This is a genomic window from Streptomyces sp. NPDC001732 (genome assembly GCF_053596315.1).
In genome coordinates, this window is sequence record NZ_JBSFFY010000074.1 from 1 (window position 1) to 21,480 (window position 21,480).

Below are 21,480 nucleotides of genomic sequence, written 5' to 3' on the forward strand. Positions count from 1 at the left end.
CCGGGCCTGACGGGCCCCGAGCCCGGCGACCCAGGCGTAGTAGTGGAGCGGGCCCTCCTCATCACCCGGCACAGCAGAACGACCGTGAAGTTCGCTTTCTCCGCATGGATGAACCGGCATATCACGCTCACCGATCGCTCTCCTTCGCGAAGAAGGCTGTGGTGAGGTCAATGGGTCGGTGCAACATCCCAGGTAGAACGGTTACTGGAGGTGTTGCTGGGGGGCGAGGATCGGGCGTCCGGGGTTGTCGGACGAGCAGAAGCGTGAAGTGTGGCGGCGATGGCGGGACGGGCAGTCGCTGAGCGACGCGGCGCTCCTGTCGGCCTTTGCGGCCTCGGCCGCCTTGGCCTTCTTGACCCGGGCACGCAGGGACTCGGCGCTGACGTCGAGCTGACGGGCGACCTCGGTCACCGTCCGCCCCGACGAACGCACGAGCTCGATAGCGTCCCGCTTGTACTCGTCCGAGTACCGCTTCGTGCACTTGCTTCCCACCTGGTACTACTTCCTCTGGAACCGCTCAGGCCCCAGTCTCCAGGTGTCCAGGATCATGGGGAAGCTTCAGATCTGCCCTGCCCCCTGTCCGGTGCACACCATCACCACAACCTCGCGGTCGCCATCGCCGCGATGGACGCGATGGCCGAACGCGGGCACATCCGCGAGCCCGACGGCGAACGACTCCGCGCACGACTGGCGGCAACGTCCTGGCCCGGCCGCCTTGAACTGCTCCCCCACGCACGGCTGGACGACTGGACGGGCCGCGTCCTCCTGGAAGGCGCCACCAACCCGCAAGGCGCCGCTACCGTCGCCCCGAAGATCCTGTGCCATGCCCGCGCCGACGGCCACTCGAGCCCGCCCGTGCTGGTCTTCGCAGCGATGGACGACAAGGACGTCGTCGGCATGCTTGCCCCACTCCCCTCCCACTGGCCTCTGGTCCTCACCCACACTGGCTCACACGAGGCCGCAGGCATCGCTACCCTGCACGGCCAGCTCGCCCCGGGCCGTGCAGGCGCCATGCCTGACAGCCGAAGACACCCCATCGGCACTACGCCGAGCCGCCGAATGCGCCCAACCCGGCGGCCTGATCGTCGTCTTCGGCTCGCTGCGCCTCGTAGGCGAAACCCGTACCGTGCTCGGTCTGCAGCCCGCGTGAAGGGGCTCAGGGCGGGCGTCACAGGAAGACCACGGTGGTGCAGTGAGAATCTGGCGACACAGATGAGACTGAGCGGGAATTCACCTGCTTAAACGCGACGACTCGGGCGAACCGGTCGTCGCAGGCGGCGCCTCTGCGGTTGTGCCGGCAGAGGGCACGTGATCGGTGGAAGGAATGTTGTCCGCGGACAACAAGTCTCGGGGGCCGGTAGTGGCGACGGGGGATTGTCCGTTCTCAGCGAAGTTAGTCGTCTCCAATCCGCTGACCTGCGACGACTAACTTCGCTGAGACGGCGGCCCCCGGGGAGGCCGCAAGCCCTCGGCCCTTCGACCAGCGACGACTGGATTCGTTGAGACGGATCGCCGGCGACTGGGTTCGATGAGACGAGACAGGGATTCTGGTGCCGTATCTGCAGAGGGTTCAGGGCTGGAGGCAGGTTTGTTGTCCGCGGACAACAAGTCCGAAGAACCAGCCTGTGCCAGGGCCTCGCGGCCAGCGGCCAGCAGACGCTGTTCCTCCGCTTTCTGCTGTTCCGCGGCTTCCTTGGCGCTCGTGAGGTGGGCGAGGAGCTGGGCGGAGTCCTGGTCCGGGTCCTCTTTGAGGCGTCGGGCCAAGGAGCGGCCGTCCCGCTCTGAAACCTCGCCGGTGCTGAGCATCACCTGGATCTCCACCGGCAGGGTCAGCAGGGCCAGCTGGCTGGCGATCCACTTACGTAGAGGTCTCCGACATGACACTGAAGGCCCGACACCCCGAGCTTGAGTTCTAGCGATCATCGCAACACTGGCTCAGGCAGCGAGTAGATCACGTAGACGCTCGGCTGGTGTATCCCAGTCGAGCGTCTTGCGTGGGCGGCCGTTGAGTTCCTGCGCGACGTGTTCGAGATCCTCGGGGCTGTGCAGGCTCAGGTCGGTGCCCTTGGGGAAGTACTGCCGCAACAGGCCGTTGGTGTTCTCGTTCGAGCCGCGCTGCCAGGGCGAGGCCGGATTGCAGAAGTAGACCGGCATCCCGGTGGCCATGGTGAACTGCCTGTGCCGCGCCATCTCGGCCCCCTGGTCCCAGGTGAGCGAGCCACGCAGATGACGGGGGAGGGTCTGGATGGTGCGGACCAGGCCGTCACGGACGGCCAGGGCGTCGTGAGAGCTGGCGGGCAGGTGGACCAGCATGGTGTAGCGGGTGGTCCGCTCGACCAGGGTGGCGATGGCGGAGCGGCCGTTGGCTCCGACGATGAGGTCCCCTTCCCAGTGGCCGGGCACTGCTCGGTCCTCAACTTCGGCTGGCCGACTACTGATCATGACCATCGGCTCGGTGAACCGTGGAGTGCGGCGGGCCGGGTCGCGTCGCGGCTTGCGGCGCGTGCGACCGGTGCGGATGGCTGCCTGGACTTCCCGCTTCAGACCGCCCCGGGCTTGGAAATACAGTGCCTGGTAGATCGTTTCCACGCTCACCCGCATGTTCTGGTCGTCGGGATGGCTCTTGGTCAGAGCGTGACAGATCTGTTCCGGGGACCATCGTCTGCGCAAGCCGTCCTGGACGAAGTTCCGCAGCGGGCTCTCGCGTAGTAGCTTGCGCTCCTTCGGCCGGGGCCGACGCGCGGCGGAGGCTCTCTGCGCCGCGTAGGGGAAGTAGCCGGTGAGCCCCGCGTTGGCCTTCAGCTCGCGCGAGATCGTGCTTGCGGGTCGCCCCAGGGCCCGCCCAATGGCCCGCAGTGACTGCCCGGCCGCGTGTAGATCGCGTATCCGCTCACGCTCAGAAAGCGTCAGAAACCGCGGGTGCAGCTTCTTCTCTAGCGCCTTGAGGCTCACCGGCCTCACCGATGCCGTGGTGATCACACCGGACATCGTGACGGTTCCCGCCGCGTAATCCACACGCCGGCCGTCGGGATAGACCCGCGCGTTGCGGTTCTTCCTGACCCCGGAATCCCAGTCCTTGGCGGTGCGCTCGTTGACCCTGACCTGCTTGGCGGCCTCCCGGCGAGACAATCCCCGGGCCCGCAGCTTGTCGTACTCCTCGCGCCGCGGGTGCCCCAGGTGCCCGGTGTTCATGCCCGCCTGACGGGCCAGCGTGAACGCCGTATTCAGGTTCAGCCCCAGCTCACGCGCCACGGGAGACACGCTCCCCACGACATCCAGCCGTTCAAGAAAACGCCTCTTCAACGCCGGATCAAGCCTCTTACCGCCCACGGTCCTCGCAACTCCCATCGATCATGAGTGTTGCGAGGACCGCTAGAACCTAAGGAGAACATCGATGGGGCGTCGGGCCTTCTTGCGTTTGTGGACGGTGCGCGGCCGGGAGGGCTTCCGCGTGCTACTCCGCAGCGGATCGGACCGAGCTGTGGCGCTGCTCGACCATCTTGTTGAGCGTGTCCACCAGGATCAGGAACTGTGAATCATTCATGCGGGCGTTGAGGAACTCGGCAGCCTGAACGGCGTTGTCGTACGGGAACCTGACACCCGTGACTACCGGCTGCGGCGCGTCGGCACCGGAGCGCTCCCCGCGAGGAACGGGGACTCCGTCTGAAGCGTCCTTCCTCTGAGCCGTAGGTGCTGAGAGGTCCGCCGAGCTGTCGTGCAGCGTCTTACTGCTCGCGCCCTCAGTCGCAGAGCGGGAGGAGTTGTTGTCCGCGGACAACAACTCGGGCGCACCGGCCGTCGCAGGCGGCGCCTCTGCGGTTGTGCCGGCGGAGGGCTCGTGATCGGTGGAAGGAATGTTGTCCGCGGACAACAAGTCTCGGGGGCCGGTAGTGGCGACAGGGGATTCTGGTGCCGCATCTGCAGAGGGTTCAGGGCTGGAGGCAGGTTTGTTGTCCGCGGACAACAAGTCCGAAGAACCAGCCTGTGCCAGGGCCTCGCGGCCAGCAGCCAGCAGACGCTGTTCCTCCGCTTTCTGCTCTTCCGCGGCTTCCTTGGCGCTCGTGAGGCGGGCGAGGAGCTGGGCGGAGTCCTGGTCCGGGTCCTCTTTGAGGCGTCGGGCCAAGGAGCGGCCGTCCCGCTCTGAAACCTCGCCGGCGCTGAGCATCACCTGGATCTCCACCGGCAGGGTCAGCAGGGCCAGCTGGTTGGTGATCCAGGACCGGTCCTTGCCGAGCCGCTTGGCTGCCCGACTCCGCGCACCTCGCTCGCCGCCATCCTCCGCGCAGACGCTGACGAGCTGTTCCACGCCCCGGGCCCGCTCGATGACGTCGAAGTCCTCGCGGTCGAGGTTCTCTGCCAGGAGGTGATCGACGAAGTCTTCCCGGGTCGCGGCCAGATCGTCTCGGACCACGAAATCAAGCCTGTCCAGGCCGACATGAACAGCACTACGGAACCGGCGCTCGCCGTTGACGAGCACGTAGAGCGCTTCTGCGTCGATCGTGTTCTGGTGCTCGGGCCACAACTTCAGGTAGGCCTCACGAGTGACAGCCACGCACGCGGCGAGCTGTACCTCGCGCAACTCCTCACCGAAGCGCGTCATCTCTTCGCGGGAACCGAAGTTGCGCCGCGGATTGAGGGGAGTGGGCGCCACCTGGTCGAGGGAGAGTCGGACCAGCTCGTACGCCGGAATCGACCCTTCGGTCAGAGCCTTCGCCCGGCCGCGATCGCTGCGCTTGCGGGCCCGCCCGAAAGAGGAACTCTCTCCTACCTTGTCAGCAATACTCATCCCTTGACCTTCTTTGCGATCGAGCGCATTACCTGAGCCTGCTCGCAGTCCGGCTCGTAGGCGAGCAGCGGCTCCTTGCGGCGGACCGCCTCACGCTGCTCCTTGAGTTCCGGAACGATGCCGAGAACCGGTTCCTCCATGCTCTGCCAGGACTGAAGTGACGAGGTGGCGATGTACCCGTTGCGTGCGTCGTAGAGGTTGACGACGAAGCCCAGGGTGGCGATCTCCACCTTCAGGTCCTCGCACAGATCGTCCATCTGTTCGGCGAGCATGTCGTACGCGTCGCCGGAGGTGTCCTCGGCCTGGACCGGGATGATGATCCCGGACTGGTCAGACTCTTCACCTTCGCGGGTACGCCCGTAGTACAGGGCGGTGTCCATGGTGTACCCCAGGCTCGGGGGGCAGTCGACGACGATGAAGTCGAAGTCCTGCTCCACGTCGGCCAGGACGCGCTCCAGAGCTGTCTCCTTGATGCGCACGGCCCGTGTGGTGGCCAGCTTGGCATCCAGCAGAAACGCATCCTTGCAGGAGGGCAGCAGCCACAGCCGGTCCTCGAAGTCGCCACCCTTTATGGGGACGAACAGAGCCTTCAGGTCGCCCTCGGCCTCTCCGAGCATGTGCTTGGCGAGACTGGCCGACTCGATCTCCAGCATCTCGTAGCCAAGCTGCCGTGTCAGGTGGCCTTGCGGGTCGAAGTCGATCAGGAGTGTCTTCCTGCCCATCTCGGCCAAGGCCTGGGCAACGCCGGCGGACACCGATGTCTTGCCCACGCCGCCCTTCTGGTTACCGAAGACGATCCGACGGGCCCCGGTGGTGCGCGGGGGAGTGGGGCGTGGGGACGGGGTCGAGTCCAGCCAGTGCCGGATCGACTGGGCCACCCCCTGGTTGTAGGAGATCTTGCGCGCCTTGCTGGCGGCCTTCAGCTTCTCGTACAGCCCGGTCGGCAGGTAGGTCGAGAACGAGGAGCCGCCGCTGGTATCGACCGGCGGATGGTCCTTCAGCTTGATCCAGGAGGTCACCCCAGCCGTGACGGCGTCCTGGATGTCTTCGCTCAATTCCGCGGCACGCACTTTGAGTTCGCGGCGCAGGTCGGTCGGTAGCTTGGCAACTACCTTTTCCCGATCTTCGGGGCTGTACGGAGCAGTCATGGCGCTACCTTAGTAGCGTCTTGGCTGTAAATGAATCAGGGGGGCCGTGTCGCAGCCGTAACGCCTGCTGTCGCTGACCTGTCTCGCTGAAGACGGGCCAGTCTCGGTCGATCTGAGTCATCTGGCCTTGCATCCCGGTCGACCTGGGCCATCTACCGATCCGTCTCGCTCTTTCTGAGCCACGGCGGTGCCGGGCCCCCTATGGTCGTTGTACGTGGTCAGTGCCGGGCGGGGGTGCGACCTACCGGAGATTGTCGCCGCCCAGAAGCGCCACTACCGGCTCCTTCGCCGCTACGGCCCCGCCGTGGTTAACGTCTGCTACGAACAGACCTCCCGCTTCTGGACCACCCTCCTGCAGCACGGCTACCGGATCAGCGACCTCACACAGCGGCTCGCCCGGCTCCAGCCCCGCCCTGCCCGCACCGTCCGGCCGTGGGACCCCAAGCGCTACGCGGCGATCTATCCCGAGATCGTTAAAGCCATGGTGTTCTACGCAGCTCCGCACTGGCGCAGCCTGGCGTTCTCCGGCGCTGACGAGGACTTCCGGGCCTTCCACGCAGAATTCATCCGGCGGCTCCCCAACGAGAGTTCCCTCCGCACCACCGCCAAGCCGTGGTTCATCCATCAACTCCGCGTGATCGTGCACACCATCGAGGCAGCGGCGGCCCCCGGCAGTGGCAACTCGAAGGCCAACTTAGCTCCCGGCCACTCAGGTTGAGCGAGACGACCTCAGTGGCTACGTCTCGCTCGATCTGAGCCACGGCTGGTCAGAGAGCCGAAGTGGCTCAGATCCACCGAGACAGGTCAGCCTGCTGTCGCAGAAGGCACGAGCCGGATAGTGCCGTGACGAGTACCTGCCCCGAACCAGGCAAGGCTCCTCTCAGCAGTGACCGAGTCGCCCGACAGTCGTTGTCTCCAGCAGAGTCGTCTGTGACGGCCTCAGCTCAGCAAGATCCGCCCCGTGAGCGGTGATGTGCATCAACAGCTGAAACACGCCCCGCGTGATCGCTCCCGGCTCATCCATGTCATCACTGGCTGCCAGCGCTGGGTCACGGGGCCGGCGCGGAAGACGAACCATGCAGTCTCATAACCAGGCACGAGCCAACGCCGCCCGACGGCGCCAAGCCGAAACCGGCGAGTCCTACGCCACCGCACTGAAGGCGGTCCGGCTGGACCGGCCCCGCAAGCTCGATGACCGTACCGAAGCGGACAATCCCCCTGTTGGCAGAGGGCCCGACTACTTCCACGACAAACCTGTCCCCGAAGTACTGACCGAGCTGGTGCGCTACCACTCCCACCGAATCGCCAAGTACCTCTACTTCGCGATGGATGAGGGGCGCTGGCGCGACGACTTCGCGGAATGGCAGGCCATGACGCTGTACAAACTCACCGATGCTCTCGAGCATCTGCATCTGCTGATCGGCACAATCAGCGCGTACCTGCGAGATGAGGGAGTCGAGCAGTACTTCCTGCGCCGCTACCTCCAGGCCAATGAGAACCATCAAGTGGAGACGTATTTCACCCCGCAGGTGGAAGAACACCTGGCCGGGCTGACCGGCCAGCCCGCACCCGAAGAATCAGTGGTCTGGCACTCGGTGGGCAGCGACATCGCCGACCGAGCGGGGTGGAGCAAGCCGGAACGGCATGAAGCCCTGGAAGCAGCTCTGCACGCACACTTCGGTAACTACCCTGACGACAGCCAAGCCTTCGACCACTTGCCGGCTCCCCTCCACGAGCGTGTCCTTGCACTGATCCCGCTCATGAGAGAAGCGGACCCGCGCTCCACGAAGTCGCTGACTGAGCCCACCACGTACAAACAGGCCAGGTGAGCCAGCCACACCCCGGGTCGGCCCCAGACCGAGCAGAAGGGCCTACCCGTCGCGCTGGGATCCCGGGGAGGCGAAACGTGGGGCAAGCTACTCGAGGCGGCCTTGCCCCATACAGTCAGCGGTCTTGTGGCAGTGGGGGAGCGGGGCCGCTCTTTCCCACCCTGTCGTATCCACACCTGACTCACCCCTACGCGGGATGGGACAGGTCTCTGGCGGACCGTGCGGCGCTGAAGGGTGCCCTGTCGGATCTGCCGGGCGACCTGCTGCCCGGCGGATACCTCTTCGATGGGCTGCCGCACGGCTTTCCCGGCATACCGTGCCCGGCGGACAGGTACCCGGCCGTTGGCCACCTGCCGCTGGACAGGGTCAAACCTGCCGCGGACGCCTACGGTGACGTCCTGGCCCGTATGGATCCGGACTTCTGGGGCGTCGTCCAGGAGCTCATGGAGAAACTCGAATTCGAGCACGAGGAATGGTGGTACGCGAAGCACAGAGTTGCCGGGTATACGCAGGACACCCTTTTCTTCAGCCTCACGTGATGCCGTGGGCCCGGGGCAGGGTGCAGGGTGGGGTCAGCCCCAGGTCTTGCCGCTGACCTGGTCCGGCCCGAAGTAGCGGGAGGTGACGGAGGCAAGCGTTGGTATGGGGCCGTCCTCCAGTCCGAGGCGGCCCAGCGCGTGCTTGAAGGTGTGGACCACACAGGTCCGCACCGGAAGCACCGGCCCGCCGGGTTCCCCGCAGTCGTTGGTGTACAGCGGCCGGTTCTGCGGGCTCGCCAGGGCGAAGCAGACCAGAGTCGTGCGTCTGTCCTCGTACTTGAAGTAGTCGGTGATCGCCCGGTTGCCGAAGTCCATGTGGGCGAAGACGACGGCGATGTCCTCGTCGCCGTACGGGGCGGACCGCAGCGCCGGCAGCAGGTCGAGCACCTTCTCGCCGGAGGCGAGCAGCCGGGCCTCCTCGTGTGAAGGGCCCCAGGGCGGGGGATCGTCGTCCGGATCCGGTATCTCCCCCGGGTATTCCTCGGTCCGCAGCACAGTGCCGACGGGGGGACGCTTCCATTTGGCCTGCCCGCTGACGCTGCCCCAGTTGAGGCTCGCGTTGACGCAGAGCTTCCCTGCGATGAGTGTCCACGGGGTCCGGACCACACGCTCACGAGCCAGCTCGACCGCAAGCCGGCCGAACGCCTCCGGCCGCAGCAGAGTCGGTTTCGAGGGCGCGATGAAGGCGTCGGTCCAGATTCCCATGCCTCTCTTGTAGCAACGGGGCATGGCCTGGCGCGACCGTGTTTCCGGGAGACACGGTCGCGCGGTGGGCGCGGGGCGGTGAAGGCGGAGAGAGCAATCGCTGGGCTGGGCGCCAACACCCCTTGGCCGTCGACGCGTCCCGTCACGGCGCCGCCTGGACATGGCCTGCCCGGGCGTGAGCCGGCCACTCTCCGGCCTGGCGCGTGTGGCGGCCTCGGGCTCGGTCAAGAAAGGGCGAGGAACATGCACTTTCGGTTATGACGGAAGGTGGCTGCTGCATGGCTGCGTGCGTCATCGGCTGATCGGCTCCCGCCTTGCCAGCCCGCACGGCTGGCGAGGAAAAGCCGCCAAGGTCCGGTTCAGCCGGTGATGGAGAAGAAGATCGATCCGTCTTCGGCCCACCACCAGGTGCCCTGGCCCTCGGCCCATTCCGAGTACCAGCTGTCGAGGGCCTTGATCAGCTCCTCCAGGTCGTACCGCAGCTCGTCGTCGACCCGGTCCAGCACCGTCCGGTAGGCATCCACTGCGGGGCCGACCTTCGCCAGCGGCCAGCAGCCGATCTCCGGTGAACCCTCCAGGGACGGGGGATGCGGAACCTGATTTTGAAGGCGGGCCCCCCACTGGTACGCCGCCAACCCGCGCGGGCCCCGCGTCAGTGAAGGGTAGTCACCGCGCCGCAGCGCGTACCAAGGGCGCCGCGCTCTTGTGGCGTGAACGATGCTTTATGCCGAGGACCGGGTTTGACGACCCCTGTCGTGTTGCAGGGATGGGGGAGCGCCCCGGTGCATGCCGCCTGGGGCCGAGTCCTGTCAATCGACTGAGGGGGCGGCTGTGGGGCGGGCGAGCCGGGGGAAGAGGGAACGCGACCGGGACCGGGACAGTGAATGGACGGCGGCCAGGGCTGCGGTGAAGGCGGCGAGGATCCGAGCGGAGACGCTGCGGTTCCTGCCGAGCAACCCGTGGGTGCGTGCCATGATCAGCTCCAACGTCAACAATGTGCTCGGCGACATGTACCGGGTGCTGCTCAACAGCGACGCGCCCGAGGGCTCCGAGCGGGAGATGGCTTGCGCGATGGTTCTAGGCAAGCTCGGCATGCGGCCGCCCTGGCCTTCCGGGCCGAATGCGGCTGCTGAGTGGCAGTTGGCGCAGGACGTGCGTCTCCTGCGGTCAGCCGAGTTGATGGTCATCTCTCCCTCCGCCCATGCCGCCGTGATGGCAGCGGCCGCCACGTTGGAGCCCGGCGACATCACCACGCTCTCCCGGGACCGGGACGTCGTGACACCTACCGGCCTGCTCGTGCTGCCCGAACCCGTGGTCTGCGTGAACCGCACCGGCTCGCAGTCCGACACCCTCGCCTACGGGTGGCAGTTCACGACTCAGCACCAGATGCTGCCCACCGCTCAGTACGCAGGCGTCCGCATCAGCACCTTCATGGACCGTGACGGTCCGATCCAGCCCGACGACTGGCGTGCCGCAGTGGCCCAGGCCCGCGCCTCCGGTCACCCCCTGCCCCGACTGGTGCCCGACGGCATGTACGGAATGCGTGGCGACCACGCCATCACCACAGCGAGCGAGGCCACCACAGAACTACTGACGGAAAAGCACAAAGAGCTCCAGGCCGCGCTCACACAAGCATCCGCCTGGCGCGCCGAGCCGGTTGCCGACATCGGCGAGTGGGCCGGCGGCCGCGTAGAAGACCGAGACGGCGACTTCGCTTGCCGCTATATGTTCGCGTTCTGGCGCCTCGTCGCCCAAGGCATCACCACCACCTCCACGACCAGCGCGCCTGCCAGCCCACGAACAACGGGACACCCACACGATCCCGCTATCAGGGTGGTGCGCCTGGCCCAACAGGTCCCAGCTCAGCGCATCGCGGAGACGGGACAGGAGAAGCAGGTGCGGACGTATCACCATCGATGGCCCGTGCGCATGCACAAGGTGCGTCAGTGGTACCCGTCAGCGCAGGAGCACCGCCTCATTTGGCGCGGCCCCTACATCAAGGGCCCAGCCGACGCGCCTCTCATGCTGGGCGAGAAGGTCTACGTGGCTGATCGCCGTTGAGGTTGTCGGCCTGACATGGCGGGACGACCGCGGCCCAAGTACCGACCAGACGTCTTGGCCGCGCTGGAGGGAGCCTTGGCGCAGCGCGTCAGGAGGCCAAGAACCCCCGGGCCTGCTTGTCTGTTTGAAGCTTCCCCTTGATCGTGGACACCTGGAGACTGGGACCTGAGGTTCCAGAGGAAGTAGCACCAGGTGGGAAGCAAGTACACGAAGCGGTACACCGAGGAGTTCAAGCGGGACGCGATCGCGCTCGTCGACTCCTCGGGCAAGACGGTCACCGCCGTCGCCCGGGAACTCGGCATCAGCTCCGAGTCCCTGCGCGGCTGGTACCGCCGGGCCAAGGCCGACCAGGGCGAGGGTGCCCCGGGCGAGCTGACCGGCGCGGAGCGTGAGGAACTGCGCCGGCTGCGCAGAGAGAACCGCGAACAGCAGCAGACGATCGAGATCCTGAAAAAAGCGACGGCCTTCTTCGTGAAGGAGAGCGACCGGTGACCATGTTGTACCGGTTGATCCACGCGGAGAAGGCGAACTACCCGGTCGTGCTGCTGTGCCGGGTACTGCACGTGACCCGCTCCTCCTACTACGCCTGGCGCAAGGGCGAGGCCGCCCGCCGAGAGCGCCGGGCGGCCGACGACGCGCTCGCCCACGAGATCACCGTGCTCCACATCGCCTCCCGTCGCACCTACGGCGTCCCGCGCATCCACGCTGAGCTGCGGCGTCTGGGGCGGCGGGTGAACCGTAAGCGCATCGCCCGCATCATGCGCGAGCGCGACATCCGCGGCGTCACCCGCCGCAAGCACCGCACGCCGACCCGGCCGGACAAGAAGGCGAAGCCGGCCCCGGACCTGATCGGCCGCGACTTCCACGCCGCGCGTCCCGGCACCAAGCTGGTCGGCGACATCACCTGTCTCCCGACGGCCGAGGGCTGGCTCTACCTCGCCTGCTGGCTGGACCTGGCCACCCGCGAGATCGTCGGTTACGCCATGGCTGAGCACCATCGCGCCGAGCTCGTCGCCGACGCCCTCGACATGGCCTACGGCCGAGGCGGTCTGGAGCCCGGATGCGTGATCCACAGCGATCGCGGCAGTGAGTACACATCGGCGCAATTCCGGGACCGAATAAGAGAGTTTGGGCTGCGACAAAGCTGCGGACGCACCGGATCGTGTTTCGACAACGCCGCGGCAGAAAGTTTCTGGGCCCTACTCAAGGAAGAGATCGGAACCCGGACCTGGCCCGACCGGGCCACCGCCCGCGCCAAGGTCTTCACCTTCATCGAGACCTTCTACAACCGCCGCCGCCTGCGCAAGCACAAGATCTTCGGCTACCTCACACCAGCCGAGACCAGGCAGCGGCATCAACACGCCCTCGCGGCATAACGAACGAGTGTCCAAGATCACGGGGAAACTTCAGTTGCTGGCCATGAGGTTGTTGACGGCTTCAGCTGAGCAGTTCTTTGAGCGCGTGAAGGTGCGCACGGGTGAACCGGGCGGCCGCTTCAGCGTCACGTGAGGCGATCGCCTCATAGATGCGCTCGTGGGTGCCTTGGTCGGCTTCGTCTCCGTGGTGTCCGCGGAGACGAAGCATGTCGGTCATGGCCTGACGGCTACGGGGCGCGAAGCTGTCGAAGAGCTCCAGCAGGACCGGGCTGTGCGCTGCGATGAGGATGCCGCGGTGGAAGGCCATGTCGGTCTCGACATGTTCATCAAGGTCAGCGTGATGGAGAGCTCGCGTATCCAAGGCCCGTCGCAAGTCCGTCAGCTCGGCTGATGTGTGGCGCTCGGAGGCGAGCGTGGCAGCTTCGGTCTCGATCGCGGTGCGCGCCTCGATGACCGCGGCGATGTCGGCACGCTGAAGGATCTCGTCCCAATTCTCGGGGATATCGGCAGCGATGACGAAGACGCCGGCCCCCTGGCGGGTGGCAAGGATGCCGCGGCCGGCGAGGATGCGGATCGCCTCCCGGGCGGTGGATCGCCCGACGCCGAGTTGCGGGGCAAGCGTCGTCTCGCCGGGCAGCTTCCCGCCGATCACCCATTCCCCGTCCCGGATGCGGGCGAGGAGGATCTTGGCGGCCTGCTCGGCGAGGGATTCACGGCGCACGGTCGTCATGCGGTCATTCTCCCATCGACCCACACTTCTCTACTTGTCTGAGGAGTTGTGTTAAGTTCGATCCGTGCTCACCTCTTGGTTCCTTCTTCTTCGCTGCCACGGCGGGGCTTAGCCAGACCGGCTCCCCGACGTGGAGCCGAAACGCGCGCCGGTCGATCACATCTGAACGATTCGGACAGGAACCAGACCATGACCAGCAGCACCTTCCCAACTCTCTCCACCCCCGCAGGCCCGATCCCGGCCGACGCTCCGGCTTGGAACCATCAGCGGCACTCGCAGATGCCCTCGCATCGCTACCGGGACGTGTACTTCCGCGTCCCGGTGCCGCTCACCTCCCGGGATTGGCCAGGCAACCAGCTGACTCACGCCCCGTTGTGGGTTCCGGTAGATCTGCGTGACGGCAACCAAGCCCTGGCTGAGCCGATGGACCCGGTGCGGAAGCGGCGCTTCTTCGAGTTGATGGTCGCGATGGGCTACACGGAGATCGAGGTCGGCTACCCGTCGGCCTCGCAGACGGACTACGACTTCGTCCGCCTGATCGCCGAGACCGACATCGCGCCCGAGAACGTCACGATCGTGGTCTTCACCCCGGCGCGGCGCGACCTGATCCAGCGCACCGTGGAGTCCATCCGCGGTATCCGCAACCCCATCGTGATCCACATGTACACCGCCACCGCACCGACGTGGCGCGACGTCGTCCTCGGCCACGATCGAGACGCACTCAAGGAACTGATCCTTGCCGGAGGCCGCGACGTGCTCGAGTTCGCCGGGCATCGGCCGAACGTACGGTTCGAGTTCTCACCTGAGGTGTTCAACCTCACCGAACCCGATTACGTCCTTGAAATCTGCGATGCGATGACCTCACTGTGGGACGCCACCCCGGATCGGCCGGTGATCCTGAACCTCCCCGCGACCGTGGAGATCGCGACGCCGAACGTGTACGCCGACCAGATCGAGTACATGCACAAGAACCTCGCCCGTCGCAACGCCGTGATCCTCTCCGTGCACCCCCACAACGACCGCGGCACCGGTGTGGCCTGCGCCGAACTGGCCGTCCTCGCCGGCGCGCAGCGCGTCGAGGGCTGCATCTTCGGCAACGGGGAACGCACCGGGAACGTCGACCTCGCCACCCTCGCACTGAACCTGCACGCCCAGGGCATCGACCCGATGATCGACTTCTCGGACATCGACGAGATCCGCCGCACCGTCGAGTACTGCAACCGCATCGAGATCCACCCCCGCCACCCCTACGTCGGGGACCTCGTGCACACCGCCTTCTCCGGCACGCACCAGGACGCGATCAAGAAGGGCTTCGCCGAACACAGCGCCCGCGCGGCTACCGAAGGCCGATCTGAGCGGGAGGCCGAGTGGCGGGTGCCGTATCTGCCGATCGACCCGGCCGACATCGGACGCAGCTACGACGCCGTCATCCGCGTGAACTCCCAATCCGGCAAGGGCGGCATCGCCTACCTGCTGGAAGCCGAGTACGGCATCGAGCTGCCCCGCCGCCTCCAGATCGACTTCGCCCGCCACGTCCAACAGCACACCGACGAGAGCGGAATCGAAGTCACCACCAAACAACTCTGGGACATCTTCCAGACCACCTATCTCACCACCCCGGTCGAGACCCCAGTCGAACTCGTCGGCTTCGACGCGACCGGCCAGAACACCACGATCACGCTCCGCGCAGGCGGCATCGAGGACACCAGCCGCCACGACGGCATCGGTCCCGTCGAAGCGCTCACCGTAGCGCTCGCGCAGATCGGGTTCGCAGTCGACGTTCTGAGCCTCCACCAGACCAGCACCGGAGCCGGCAATGACAGTGAAGCGATCACCCTGATCGAGTACCGCGACGGGCAGGGCAGTGGATGGATTGCGGGAAAGCATCGGTCTGTGCTCACCGCCTCCCTCATCGCCGTCATGAACGCGGCAACGGTCGTGACGGGCGCACTCACGCGGTGAGTAGCCACCGGAATGCGCCCCTCACTCCAGAGGGGCGCATCAGGCTCGTCGAGCGCTGCCGCACCCGCCCGATCGCCCACGCGGCCGCGGAGATGGGCATCTCCCGTGCAACCGCGTCAAAGTGGGTGAACCGCTACAAACAGTTCGGCGAGCTCCGCCTCGTGCCCGCCGCTCACCCCGTGCGCCCGCAGGTCGAACCGCAGACTGGTCACCCCTGCGGCGGCGAGGCCGGCGGCCAGGCGCGTGAAGAAGCCGCCCTCCTCCCGGGTCACCCCCGACCCGTGAACCAGCACCGCCACCCCGACCGGCGTCTCCGCCGAGCAGACCGTGCCGGACAATGCGGTACCGTCCAGGGACCGAAAAACCGTCTGGTGATCGACCATAAACAGATCGTAGCCACGGCAGTACCCGCCAGCATCTGAAGCTGACGGTCGTGTGGGCCCCAGCCCCTCCCCGCCCGGCCTCGCCGCAACCAAGCCCGCCAGCGCTGCCGAGTCCGTACGGCGCCTGGGCGGACGGACCGTCAGAGCGGACGCCGCCCGGTCAGGTCCTGCCACTCCTTCCGGGCATCATCGAGAGCGGCCCGTGCCCGCGGGAGCTTGGGGTTGGAATCATGCCGGGCGCGCGTCTCCTCCAGCCGCTCCTGCGCCGCCTCCACCGCCCCGGTCGCCTCCCGCACCTCACGCAGCTTCTCTTCGAGCACGCGGATGTCCTCGGCACGCTTCTCACTCAGGCGCCGTGCCGCCGCGGCCGCGTTCTGAACCTGCACGCTGAACCGGCGCACCGTGTCCTCGGGAAACTCCTCATCCTCGTAGCGCTCCATGTGCTGCCGCCCGTCCGGCTGCGTCAGGTACACGTACGAGACGTGCGAGGACTTCGCGAGGTCGAACCGGACCTCCATGCCCGCTAGCTCCAGCTCATCGCCGCCGACGAGAACGGCGTGTTCGTGCAAGGCGATCCCGCCCAGCTGCTCGACGAGAGCACCACGGTCCGGGCTGCGCAGCTGCTCCAGCTCGGATTGCACCCGGCGGACCTGGCGCCGGTGGGCCCACTCGGCCCGCTTCACGGCGGTCTGCGCCTGCGCCGTCTCGCGACGGGCCGTCTCCCGCAACTTCCGTACGGCGCTGCGGGCATCGGCCAGAGCCTGACGCTCCTCCTCGTGCTCTTCGTGGAACGCGTACGCCCACCCGCCCGGGTACCGGACGAGTCTGGAGACCATCCAGCCCACGCCCAGGCCCACCAGCACGACCACCCACCAGATTGCCGTCACCTGTCCCCCTCCCTCCCGCGGCTCACGGCCGCATGGTCAGCAACAGGAATAGCGAGGCGCGTGGAGGGCCGTCAATTCGCCCTGGCCAAGGGCCCCGTGGCCCTCGCCGGGCCTGACGGCGGAACGCGGCCCAGGGAAAACCGGATGGCGCAGGGCCGGGTTGTCCACAGGCCGTGGCAGGAGTCGGCCAGCCGCCGTAGCGTGGCCGCCCTGGCTGATCGACAAAGGGGGCGCGGGATGGGGGATGTGCGGCTGGAGTGGCTGGCCGAGGAGGTCATGGCCGGTCTGCCTTCTGCCGAGGCGCGGGCCGAGGTGCAAGATCTGCTCGTCGACGTGGCGGGGCATCCCGGCCGCTGGCCGGCTCCCGGCGGCGAGGAGGTCCTCGATGCGTTCGGGGCCCGGTGCTGGATCTCGTGCGTGGCCTACCGCGACGGGCTGGAAGTGCGTGACATCGGGTGGGCGGACTGACTGCTGCGCCGAGTCGCAGCGGTTCGGCCCGTACGAGCTTCTCGCGGCCGGGGTCTCCTGCCCGTCCTTCTCGTACCGGGGCGTGGGTCGGGTTCTGCGGGGTGGTGCCGGGGCGTATGAATCATTCACCCGTTCGAGTTAACGGGGGTCGGCGGGGTGGAGGATTCGTTGACAACGTTGTGGATCTTCGAGGTTTCCGGTACGGGTGGCGCGACCGGGGCGCGGGGTGGCGGTACTTTCGCGCGGGTGCACTCCTGGGTGGTCGATTCGGGGTATTCGCACCTGTTGCCGGGGCGTTGTGGCCGGTTTTGTTTAATTGGTGAATCTTTTTGTGAGGCTGGGTTGCTGATTGCCCGTGGGGTGCGTGATGGGCACCCATACCCACAGCGCTACTTTCTGGCACGGGGCGGGTGCGGAAGGTAGTACTGTCCGACTCCCGGTCTTCACCGGGCAGGCAAAGACCCCGGCCACTGGTTGGTCGCCTCGCCGGGGTCTCTTGTCGCTCTTCAACGCCCGCTCCGAGAAACAGGAGGAAGGAAATCCCCGTGTCTCTTCACCGACGCCGAACTCGTCTCCCTGCACATGCATCCGCGATTGCACGGAAACTGAGCCGCGAACGTATCATCCCTGGCCCGCACGCAGTTCAAACACTTCAGCGGGATGTCATGGCTGTCACGGTGCGAGGAAGTCTGCCCGTCCTCGTGCTCGCCCTGCCCCTTCTCGCCCTCCAGGGCTCTTTCGTCTCCCGGCTGCTGCCTCTCCTGGCGCTGTTCCTGACGGCGTCTCACGGATCGTCGCTGGTCTACCGCCGGACCCGCTGCCGCTGACCCGGCAGGCCGTGCGGCGGGGCCCCTCGCCCCGCCGCACGGCCACAGCCCAGGAACAGCACCGCGCCAACCGGGCGGGCGGGTACAGATACCCGCCCCGGCACCCCGAAAGAGGTCACCCATGTCCACCCGTTCGCACCCCGGCCCCCGACGGGCCTCCCGCTCCGGCCCGGCCGTCGACGCCGGCCGGGCCGGCCGCTGCACCGAATACATCCGCGACATCGCCGAGGACTTCACCGTGCTCGCCGACGCCCTCGCACACGGCACCTACGACACCTCCGCCTCCACCGCCGACCTGCTCCAGACCGTCATCGAATTCGACAACCTCGTGCAGGAGGCCATCGGCGTCCTCGTCGTACGCCAGCGCTCCCAGGGCGAACCTCTCAGCGAGCTCGCCCTCCTGCTCGACCGCACCGAGGACCGCCTGCGCAAGAAGTACGACCTCCAGGCCATCGACCAGAACCACGCCTCCCGCCGCAGGCCCCGGCGCGCCGCCCCCACCACCCGCCCGCCCGACGAACTCCCCACCACCAAGGACCTGCTGCGCCAGCCCCGCCAACGCCTGGCCTGCGCCCTCACCCGCATGCGGGCCCGCTCCGGCATCTCCCAGCGCGTCCTCGCCGACCACATGAACGTCGACCCCTCCTACGTCTCACGCCTGCTCTCCGGCGAACGCGACGTCTCCTGGCAGCACTTAAAGATCATCACCGACACCTGCGACGGCAACACCGACCTGATGAAACCCCTCTGGGAAGCAGCCGCCCGCGTACGCCCCGCCGACCCCGACCCCGCCCGCTACCTGCGCACCTACCTGCGCGCCCTCCAGTACGCCGCCGGATCCCCGAACGACAAGAGAATCCTCACCTCCCTCCAGCACACCATCACCCAAGCCGAACTGCGCCAGGCCTTCGACGGCCCCGGCGTCCCCGCCTGGCCGGTCATCGCCCAGCTCACCACCGCACTCCAGAGCCTGCCCGACATCACCCACCCCTTGTGGCGCCAGGCCCACTCCAGCACCCGATCCCACACCATCTCCGCCGAAGCGTTCGGCTGACCACGACCAGCAGGAAAAGGACGATGAAAACCTCCCCGCTCACCGTGCTCACCCACGCCTTCTACGCCTTCTACGACCTGCACCGCCCCGCCTACCACGCCTATGCCGCAGCCCGCCTCTCCCCGGAAGAGGCCCAGATAGCCGTCACCCACCTCTTCGACCTCGTCGCCGGCAACTGGACCACCATCGTCGCCGAGCGACGCCCCTCCGCCTGGGCCTGGAACACCCACACCCGCACCGTCGCCCGCCGCACCGGCCGCACTTTCACCGCCGCCGAAGACGCCTTCCTGCTCCACGACCAACTCCGGCTGAGCATCGACCAGATCGCCACTGTCACCGGCACCGAACCCGCAACCGTCACCGCGCTCCTGGCCACCGCCCGCCGCACGGCCCGCACCGCAACAACCCGCCCCAGACCCCGCACGACCACCTCAAGACCCACACCACCGACAGAAACACGACGATGCCCCCACCCCCCACCTGCGCACTTCGGCGGGGTGCCGATGACGATTGTCTACGACCGCACAAAGACGGTCGTGCGTCGCCATGTTGCTCCGGGCGAGGTCGTCCCGCTGTATCCGGAAGCGGTTGCGTTCTCCGGGCATTACGACTTCGACAATTCAAGCGACGCCGAGACCAGCGGCAGGTGAAGAGTGTGTGCCGGTCGTGGGCGTGCTCCCGTCCGCAATCCGCAACGTCATCTGCTCGCTCTGGGTACCGGCCTCGGCACGACGAAGCTCATGCCCGGCACCGCGGTGGCAGCCCCCGGATCCAGCCCCCTGAAGCGCCGTCTCGCGCCTGGCCTCAAGGCCCTCTGCTCCGCTTGACCTCGCAGACCACGTTGGCCAACTTCCTGGTCAGTTCCTCGCACGGCCATGCCGCCACTGGGGACGTTGTGATCAAACGGTCCGTTCAGACCTGCACTACGATCGAGCGGCAGAGGCTTGTCCTCATTGATGAGTATGTTGTGGGGACCGGGCAGTATTGAGGCGATACGAATCCATGATGGGGGGTGCCAGGGCGTGATTGACAGCACAGGTGCTCCCATTGCGGACTACAGAGGGAAATGGGGCAAGCGGCTCCGGAGGATTTCCGTTGCATTTCCCGTCGCTGCTGCACTGACAGGGGCGGCGCTCGTTGCAGCCGGAATACTTTGGGGTGTTGAGGTCCTTTGGCACGCCAGTCTGTACGTCGGATTCGCTCTCATTTGGCTAGCGTTCGAGGTAAAACTTGCGGTCCGCCAGATTTGTACGGCGGTCTCGGCGCTCCTTGAGCCCCTGGAAGAAGCGCTCGTCCCGCCGATAATCGAACAAGGTCCTGCTTACTTCGAGCGTGCTGTTCGGGAGGCTGAAGAGGAATTCGACCGCGTTGTTCACGACGGTGAAGATTTTCCTGGGCATATCGATGCCCTTCAGCGCTGCATCGAGGACCGTCGGGGCGAGTGGCGCCGTTACGAGGAAAACTGCGCCACAGCTCCAACGGTGCTTACATTGACGCAATACGTTTCAGAGTTGGAAGAGACCCTGAGTCAGAGGGTACTGGGCCGCACTTCCCTGCTGCCCGGACCCGAGAGGGATGAGCTCATTGCTGCACTCCGCGCAGCGCTCCTGGAAAAGGAGAATGCGCTGCCCAGGAAGTATGTGGCTGCGGTAGAAGACTTGAAACACGTCACCTACAACCGGAGCGATAAGCAACTCCTGGACGAACTCCTCCGGCGCGATGCCAGGGACGAAGCTGGTGGAGACCTGATCACCCACCTACGACTGCAGAGACCGCGAATGGGCACCCTGATGTGGATGCGGCTCGCCCTTCCGTTGTTCATCCTGCTTCTCAGCGGAGTGACCAACTCGCTCGCAGCCGCCGGGCTCCTTGCACCAGCCGCCCAGTGGGGCATCCCGCTGGGCGGGACGCTTGTATCCCTGGCGGCGTACTACCACGTACACCGCAGCTACCGCAGAGGCCTTGAGGCGCCAACCCTCCGCTCTTCACTCTGATTCCGAGCGCGGGTACGAGGGCCCGACGGTCCCGGCCTGGCTGAAACGGGAGTCGGAGCGGGCGCGGGGCCAGCAGGTTCGCGGATCGCCACTATGACGTTCTTCGCGGTGGCCCGGCAGAACCTCGGCCGAGGGTACGACGATGCCCCGCCAGATGACCGGCAGGGCATCGCCATGGGCGGCCTCTTCCCGGGACCCAGCTCTTATCCGAGGGCTGTTGCCTTTTCGGCCGCGAGGCGCTCGGATGCGAGGGTCAGCGTTTCCGGCGAGAGGCCAGGTCGATGGGAGGTTCGACCGGGCGCCGGCGGCGGGCTGCCTTCTCCTGGCGCTTCTTGTCGTACTGCGCGAGCCGACGTTCGTAGCGCTTTTGGAAGTCAGGGTGGTCGAACCGGTCATCGTCGTCCATCGCATCGATCGCTGTCAACTGGTCGGCGGGGGTCCGGAAGCCAGCGATGAGGGGGCTGAGGCGGTAGATGCCGTTGCCTTCCTTCCACACCATCTGTGCGAAGCCGAGGTGCTGGAGGGCGCGGGAGACCCCTGATCGGAAAGCCAGGCCCCGTAGAGCGGCAGCGAGAAAGGCCACCGGGGGGCTGACTCCATCAGAAGCAGCAGCGGGCCCAGTGGGAAGCGGCCCGTTCCCTGACGCTCTTGTTGGAGAACGGACTGCGACCGCACCACGACGGATGGTGGCTCGGCTCTCACCTCACGGACGTGACCGACTCCGACACCCG

At 66.8% G+C, this 21,480-nt stretch carries 25 protein-coding genes and 1 pseudogene; 13 read left to right on the forward strand and 13 right to left on the reverse strand.

The window, feature by feature from the left end:
• Positions 1-201: 201 nt before the first annotated feature.
• The 6 genes from ACWCXX_RS35595 to ACWCXX_RS35620 all read right to left on the reverse strand — a co-directional run bounded on the left by ACWCXX_RS35595 (position 202) and on the right by ACWCXX_RS35620 (position 5,934).
• Positions 202-492, reverse strand: a complete 291-nt coding sequence (locus tag ACWCXX_RS35595) for a transposase (RefSeq protein ID WP_451134618.1) — start codon at positions 490-492, stop codon at positions 202-204.
• 66 nt (positions 493-558) lie between these two features.
• Positions 559-921, reverse strand: a complete 363-nt coding sequence (locus tag ACWCXX_RS35600) for a hypothetical protein (RefSeq protein WP_451134620.1) — start codon at positions 919-921, stop codon at positions 559-561.
• 504 nt (positions 922-1,425) lie between these two features.
• Positions 1,426-1,923 carry a hypothetical protein gene (locus ACWCXX_RS35605; RefSeq protein ID WP_451134622.1) on the reverse strand — a complete coding sequence of 166 codons (498 nt, stop codon included), beginning with the start codon at positions 1,921-1,923 and terminating at the stop codon, positions 1,426-1,428.
• A gap of 12 nt (positions 1,924-1,935) precedes the next feature.
• The gene (locus ACWCXX_RS35610) at positions 1,936-3,129 is read right to left on the reverse strand and encodes an IS30 family transposase (protein ID WP_451134673.1); all 1,194 of its coding nucleotides are present in this window, start codon (positions 3,127-3,129) and stop codon (positions 1,936-1,938) included.
• Positions 3,130-3,454: 325 nt separating this feature from the next.
• The gene (locus ACWCXX_RS35615) at positions 3,455-4,786 is read right to left on the reverse strand and encodes a ParB/RepB/Spo0J family partition protein (RefSeq protein ID WP_451134624.1); all 1,332 of its coding nucleotides are present in this window, start codon (positions 4,784-4,786) and stop codon (positions 3,455-3,457) included.
• Positions 4,783-5,934, reverse strand: coding sequence for a ParA family protein (locus ACWCXX_RS35620; protein ID WP_451134626.1), 1,152 nt, complete (start codon positions 5,932-5,934; stop codon positions 4,783-4,785). The genes ACWCXX_RS35615 and ACWCXX_RS35620 overlap by 4 nt, the downstream gene beginning before the upstream one ends.
• A 304-nt stretch (positions 5,935-6,238) precedes the next feature.
• Here ACWCXX_RS35620 and ACWCXX_RS35625 point away from each other — a divergent pair, with 304 nt between their 5' ends.
• From ACWCXX_RS35625 to ACWCXX_RS35635, 3 genes are all read left to right on the forward strand, one after another.
• Positions 6,239-6,652 carry a hypothetical protein gene (locus ACWCXX_RS35625; RefSeq protein ID WP_451134628.1) on the forward strand — a complete coding sequence of 138 codons (414 nt, stop codon included), beginning with the start codon at positions 6,239-6,241 and terminating at the stop codon, positions 6,650-6,652.
• 358 nt (positions 6,653-7,010) lie between these two features.
• Positions 7,011-7,763, forward strand: a complete 753-nt coding sequence (locus ACWCXX_RS35630; protein WP_451134630.1) for a hypothetical protein — start codon at positions 7,011-7,013, stop codon at positions 7,761-7,763.
• A gap of 77 nt (positions 7,764-7,840) precedes the next feature.
• On the forward strand, positions 7,841-8,302 hold the full coding sequence (locus ACWCXX_RS35635; RefSeq protein WP_451134632.1) for a DUF7691 family protein: 462 nt from the start codon (positions 7,841-7,843) through the stop codon (positions 8,300-8,302).
• 33 nt (positions 8,303-8,335) lie between these two features.
• On the opposite strand, the gene ACWCXX_RS35640 is transcribed toward ACWCXX_RS35635, so the two are convergent.
• The 3 genes from ACWCXX_RS35640 to ACWCXX_RS35650 form a co-directional block, all read right to left on the reverse strand.
• Positions 8,336-9,007, reverse strand: a complete 672-nt coding sequence (locus tag ACWCXX_RS35640; protein ID WP_451134634.1) for a hypothetical protein — start codon at positions 9,005-9,007, stop codon at positions 8,336-8,338.
• Positions 9,008-9,366: 359 nt separating this feature from the next.
• A complete protein-coding gene (locus tag ACWCXX_RS35645; protein WP_451134636.1) occupies positions 9,367-9,642 on the reverse strand; it encodes a DUF7691 family protein in 276 nt (91 codons plus the stop codon).
• 174 nt (positions 9,643-9,816) lie between these two features.
• Positions 9,817-9,981: a hypothetical protein gene (locus ACWCXX_RS35650; RefSeq protein ID WP_451134638.1), complete on the reverse strand. Its 165-nt coding sequence runs from the start codon at positions 9,979-9,981 to the stop codon at positions 9,817-9,819.
• On the opposite strand from ACWCXX_RS35650, the gene ACWCXX_RS35655 reads away from it, so the two are divergent.
• From ACWCXX_RS35655 to ACWCXX_RS35665, 3 genes are all read left to right on the forward strand, one after another.
• Entirely contained in the window at positions 9,980-11,068 is a 1,089-nt protein-coding gene (locus ACWCXX_RS35655; protein ID WP_451134640.1) for a hypothetical protein, read from the forward strand. The two genes, ACWCXX_RS35650 and ACWCXX_RS35655, sit on opposite strands and share 2 nt — an antisense overlap.
• A gap of 192 nt (positions 11,069-11,260) precedes the next feature.
• Positions 11,261-11,560 carry a transposase gene (locus ACWCXX_RS35660; protein ID WP_451134642.1) on the forward strand — a complete coding sequence of 100 codons (300 nt, stop codon included), beginning with the start codon at positions 11,261-11,263 and terminating at the stop codon, positions 11,558-11,560.
• 2 nt (positions 11,561-11,562) lie between these two features.
• The gene (locus ACWCXX_RS35665; RefSeq protein WP_451134675.1) at positions 11,563-12,444 is read left to right on the forward strand and encodes an IS3 family transposase; all 882 of its coding nucleotides are present in this window, start codon (positions 11,563-11,565) and stop codon (positions 12,442-12,444) included.
• 61 nt (positions 12,445-12,505) lie between these two features.
• Here ACWCXX_RS35665 and ACWCXX_RS35670 read toward each other — a convergent pair whose 3' ends face one another.
• Positions 12,506-13,174, reverse strand: coding sequence for a FadR/GntR family transcriptional regulator (locus ACWCXX_RS35670; protein WP_451134644.1), 669 nt, complete (start codon positions 13,172-13,174; stop codon positions 12,506-12,508).
• A gap of 189 nt (positions 13,175-13,363) precedes the next feature.
• Here ACWCXX_RS35670 and ACWCXX_RS35675 point away from each other — a divergent pair, with 189 nt between their 5' ends.
• Positions 13,364-15,136: a 2-isopropylmalate synthase gene (locus ACWCXX_RS35675; RefSeq protein WP_451134646.1), complete on the forward strand. Its 1,773-nt coding sequence runs from the start codon at positions 13,364-13,366 to the stop codon at positions 15,134-15,136.
• Positions 15,133-15,300, forward strand: a pseudogene (locus ACWCXX_RS35680) (helix-turn-helix domain-containing protein); the annotation flags it as partial. The gene ACWCXX_RS35675 and the pseudogene ACWCXX_RS35680, both read left to right, overlap by 4 nt.
• On the opposite strand, the gene ACWCXX_RS35685 reads toward ACWCXX_RS35680, so the two are convergent.
• Complete coding sequence (locus ACWCXX_RS35685; protein ID WP_451134677.1) at positions 15,253-15,519, reverse strand: hypothetical protein; 267 nt, start codon at positions 15,517-15,519, stop codon at positions 15,253-15,255. The pseudogene ACWCXX_RS35680 and the gene ACWCXX_RS35685 sit on opposite strands and share 48 nt — an antisense overlap.
• A 140-nt stretch (positions 15,520-15,659) precedes the next feature.
• Positions 15,660-16,406: a hypothetical protein gene (locus ACWCXX_RS35690; protein WP_451134648.1), complete on the reverse strand. Its 747-nt coding sequence runs from the start codon at positions 16,404-16,406 to the stop codon at positions 15,660-15,662.
• Between the two features lie 237 nt (positions 16,407-16,643).
• Between ACWCXX_RS35690 and ACWCXX_RS35695 the strand changes: the two genes are divergently transcribed.
• From ACWCXX_RS35695 to ACWCXX_RS35715, 5 genes are all read left to right on the forward strand, one after another.
• A complete protein-coding gene (locus ACWCXX_RS35695) occupies positions 16,644-16,874 on the forward strand; it encodes a hypothetical protein (protein ID WP_451134650.1) in 231 nt (76 codons plus the stop codon).
• A 665-nt stretch (positions 16,875-17,539) separates the two neighbouring features.
• Positions 17,540-17,701, forward strand: coding sequence for a hypothetical protein (locus tag ACWCXX_RS35700; protein WP_451134652.1), 162 nt, complete (start codon positions 17,540-17,542; stop codon positions 17,699-17,701).
• A gap of 121 nt (positions 17,702-17,822) precedes the next feature.
• Positions 17,823-18,755, forward strand: coding sequence for a helix-turn-helix domain-containing protein (locus ACWCXX_RS35705; RefSeq protein WP_451134654.1), 933 nt, complete (start codon positions 17,823-17,825; stop codon positions 18,753-18,755).
• 23 nt (positions 18,756-18,778) lie between these two features.
• Positions 18,779-19,405 (forward strand): hypothetical protein, encoded by a 627-nt coding sequence (locus tag ACWCXX_RS35710; protein ID WP_451134656.1) that lies wholly within the window; start codon positions 18,779-18,781, stop codon positions 19,403-19,405.
• A gap of 372 nt (positions 19,406-19,777) precedes the next feature.
• Positions 19,778-20,749: a hypothetical protein gene (locus tag ACWCXX_RS35715; RefSeq protein WP_451134658.1), complete on the forward strand. Its 972-nt coding sequence runs from the start codon at positions 19,778-19,780 to the stop codon at positions 20,747-20,749.
• Positions 20,750-21,002: 253 nt separating this feature from the next.
• Here the strand turns inward: ACWCXX_RS35715 and ACWCXX_RS35720 are convergent, their stop codons facing one another.
• A complete protein-coding gene (locus ACWCXX_RS35720; protein ID WP_451134660.1) occupies positions 21,003-21,248 on the reverse strand; it encodes a hypothetical protein in 246 nt (81 codons plus the stop codon).
• Positions 21,249-21,480: the final 232 nt, after the last annotated feature.

Bases quoted from the DNA above. Each gene is read 5' to 3' on its own strand.
- ACWCXX_RS35605 (WP_451134622.1), bottom strand. From the start codon at position 1,923: ATGATCGCTAGAACTCAAGCTCGGGGTGTCGGGCCTTCAGTGTCATGT.
- ACWCXX_RS35615 (WP_451134624.1), bottom strand. From the start codon at position 4,786: ATGAGTATTGCTGACAAGGTAGGAGAGAGTTCCTCTTTCGGGCGGGCC.
- ACWCXX_RS35620 (WP_451134626.1), bottom strand. From the start codon at position 5,934: ATGACTGCTCCGTACAGCCCCGAAGATCGGGAAAAGGTAGTTGCCAAG.
- ACWCXX_RS35630 (WP_451134630.1), top strand. From the start codon at position 7,011: ATGCAGTCTCATAACCAGGCACGAGCCAACGCCGCCCGACGGCGCCAA.
- ACWCXX_RS35640 (WP_451134634.1), bottom strand. From the start codon at position 9,007: ATGGGAATCTGGACCGACGCCTTCATCGCGCCCTCGAAACCGACTCTG.
- ACWCXX_RS35655 (WP_451134640.1), top strand. From the start codon at position 9,980: ATGATCAGCTCCAACGTCAACAATGTGCTCGGCGACATGTACCGGGTG.
- ACWCXX_RS35650 (WP_451134638.1), bottom strand. From the start codon at position 9,981: ATGGCACGCACCCACGGGTTGCTCGGCAGGAACCGCAGCGTCTCCGCT.
- ACWCXX_RS35665 (WP_451134675.1), top strand. From the start codon at position 11,563: ATGTTGTACCGGTTGATCCACGCGGAGAAGGCGAACTACCCGGTCGTG.
- ACWCXX_RS35670 (WP_451134644.1), bottom strand. From the start codon at position 13,174: ATGACGACCGTGCGCCGTGAATCCCTCGCCGAGCAGGCCGCCAAGATC.
- ACWCXX_RS35675 (WP_451134646.1), top strand. From the start codon at position 13,364: ATGACCAGCAGCACCTTCCCAACTCTCTCCACCCCCGCAGGCCCGATC.
- ACWCXX_RS35685 (WP_451134677.1), bottom strand. From the start codon at position 15,519: ATGGTCGATCACCAGACGGTTTTTCGGTCCCTGGACGGTACCGCATTG.
- ACWCXX_RS35695 (WP_451134650.1), top strand. From the start codon at position 16,644: ATGGGGGATGTGCGGCTGGAGTGGCTGGCCGAGGAGGTCATGGCCGGT.
- ACWCXX_RS35700 (WP_451134652.1), top strand. From the start codon at position 17,540: ATGGCTGTCACGGTGCGAGGAAGTCTGCCCGTCCTCGTGCTCGCCCTG.
- ACWCXX_RS35705 (WP_451134654.1), top strand. From the start codon at position 17,823: ATGTCCACCCGTTCGCACCCCGGCCCCCGACGGGCCTCCCGCTCCGGC.
- ACWCXX_RS35710 (WP_451134656.1), top strand. From the start codon at position 18,779: ATGAAAACCTCCCCGCTCACCGTGCTCACCCACGCCTTCTACGCCTTC.
- ACWCXX_RS35720 (WP_451134660.1), bottom strand. From the start codon at position 21,248: ATGGTGTGGAAGGAAGGCAACGGCATCTACCGCCTCAGCCCCCTCATC.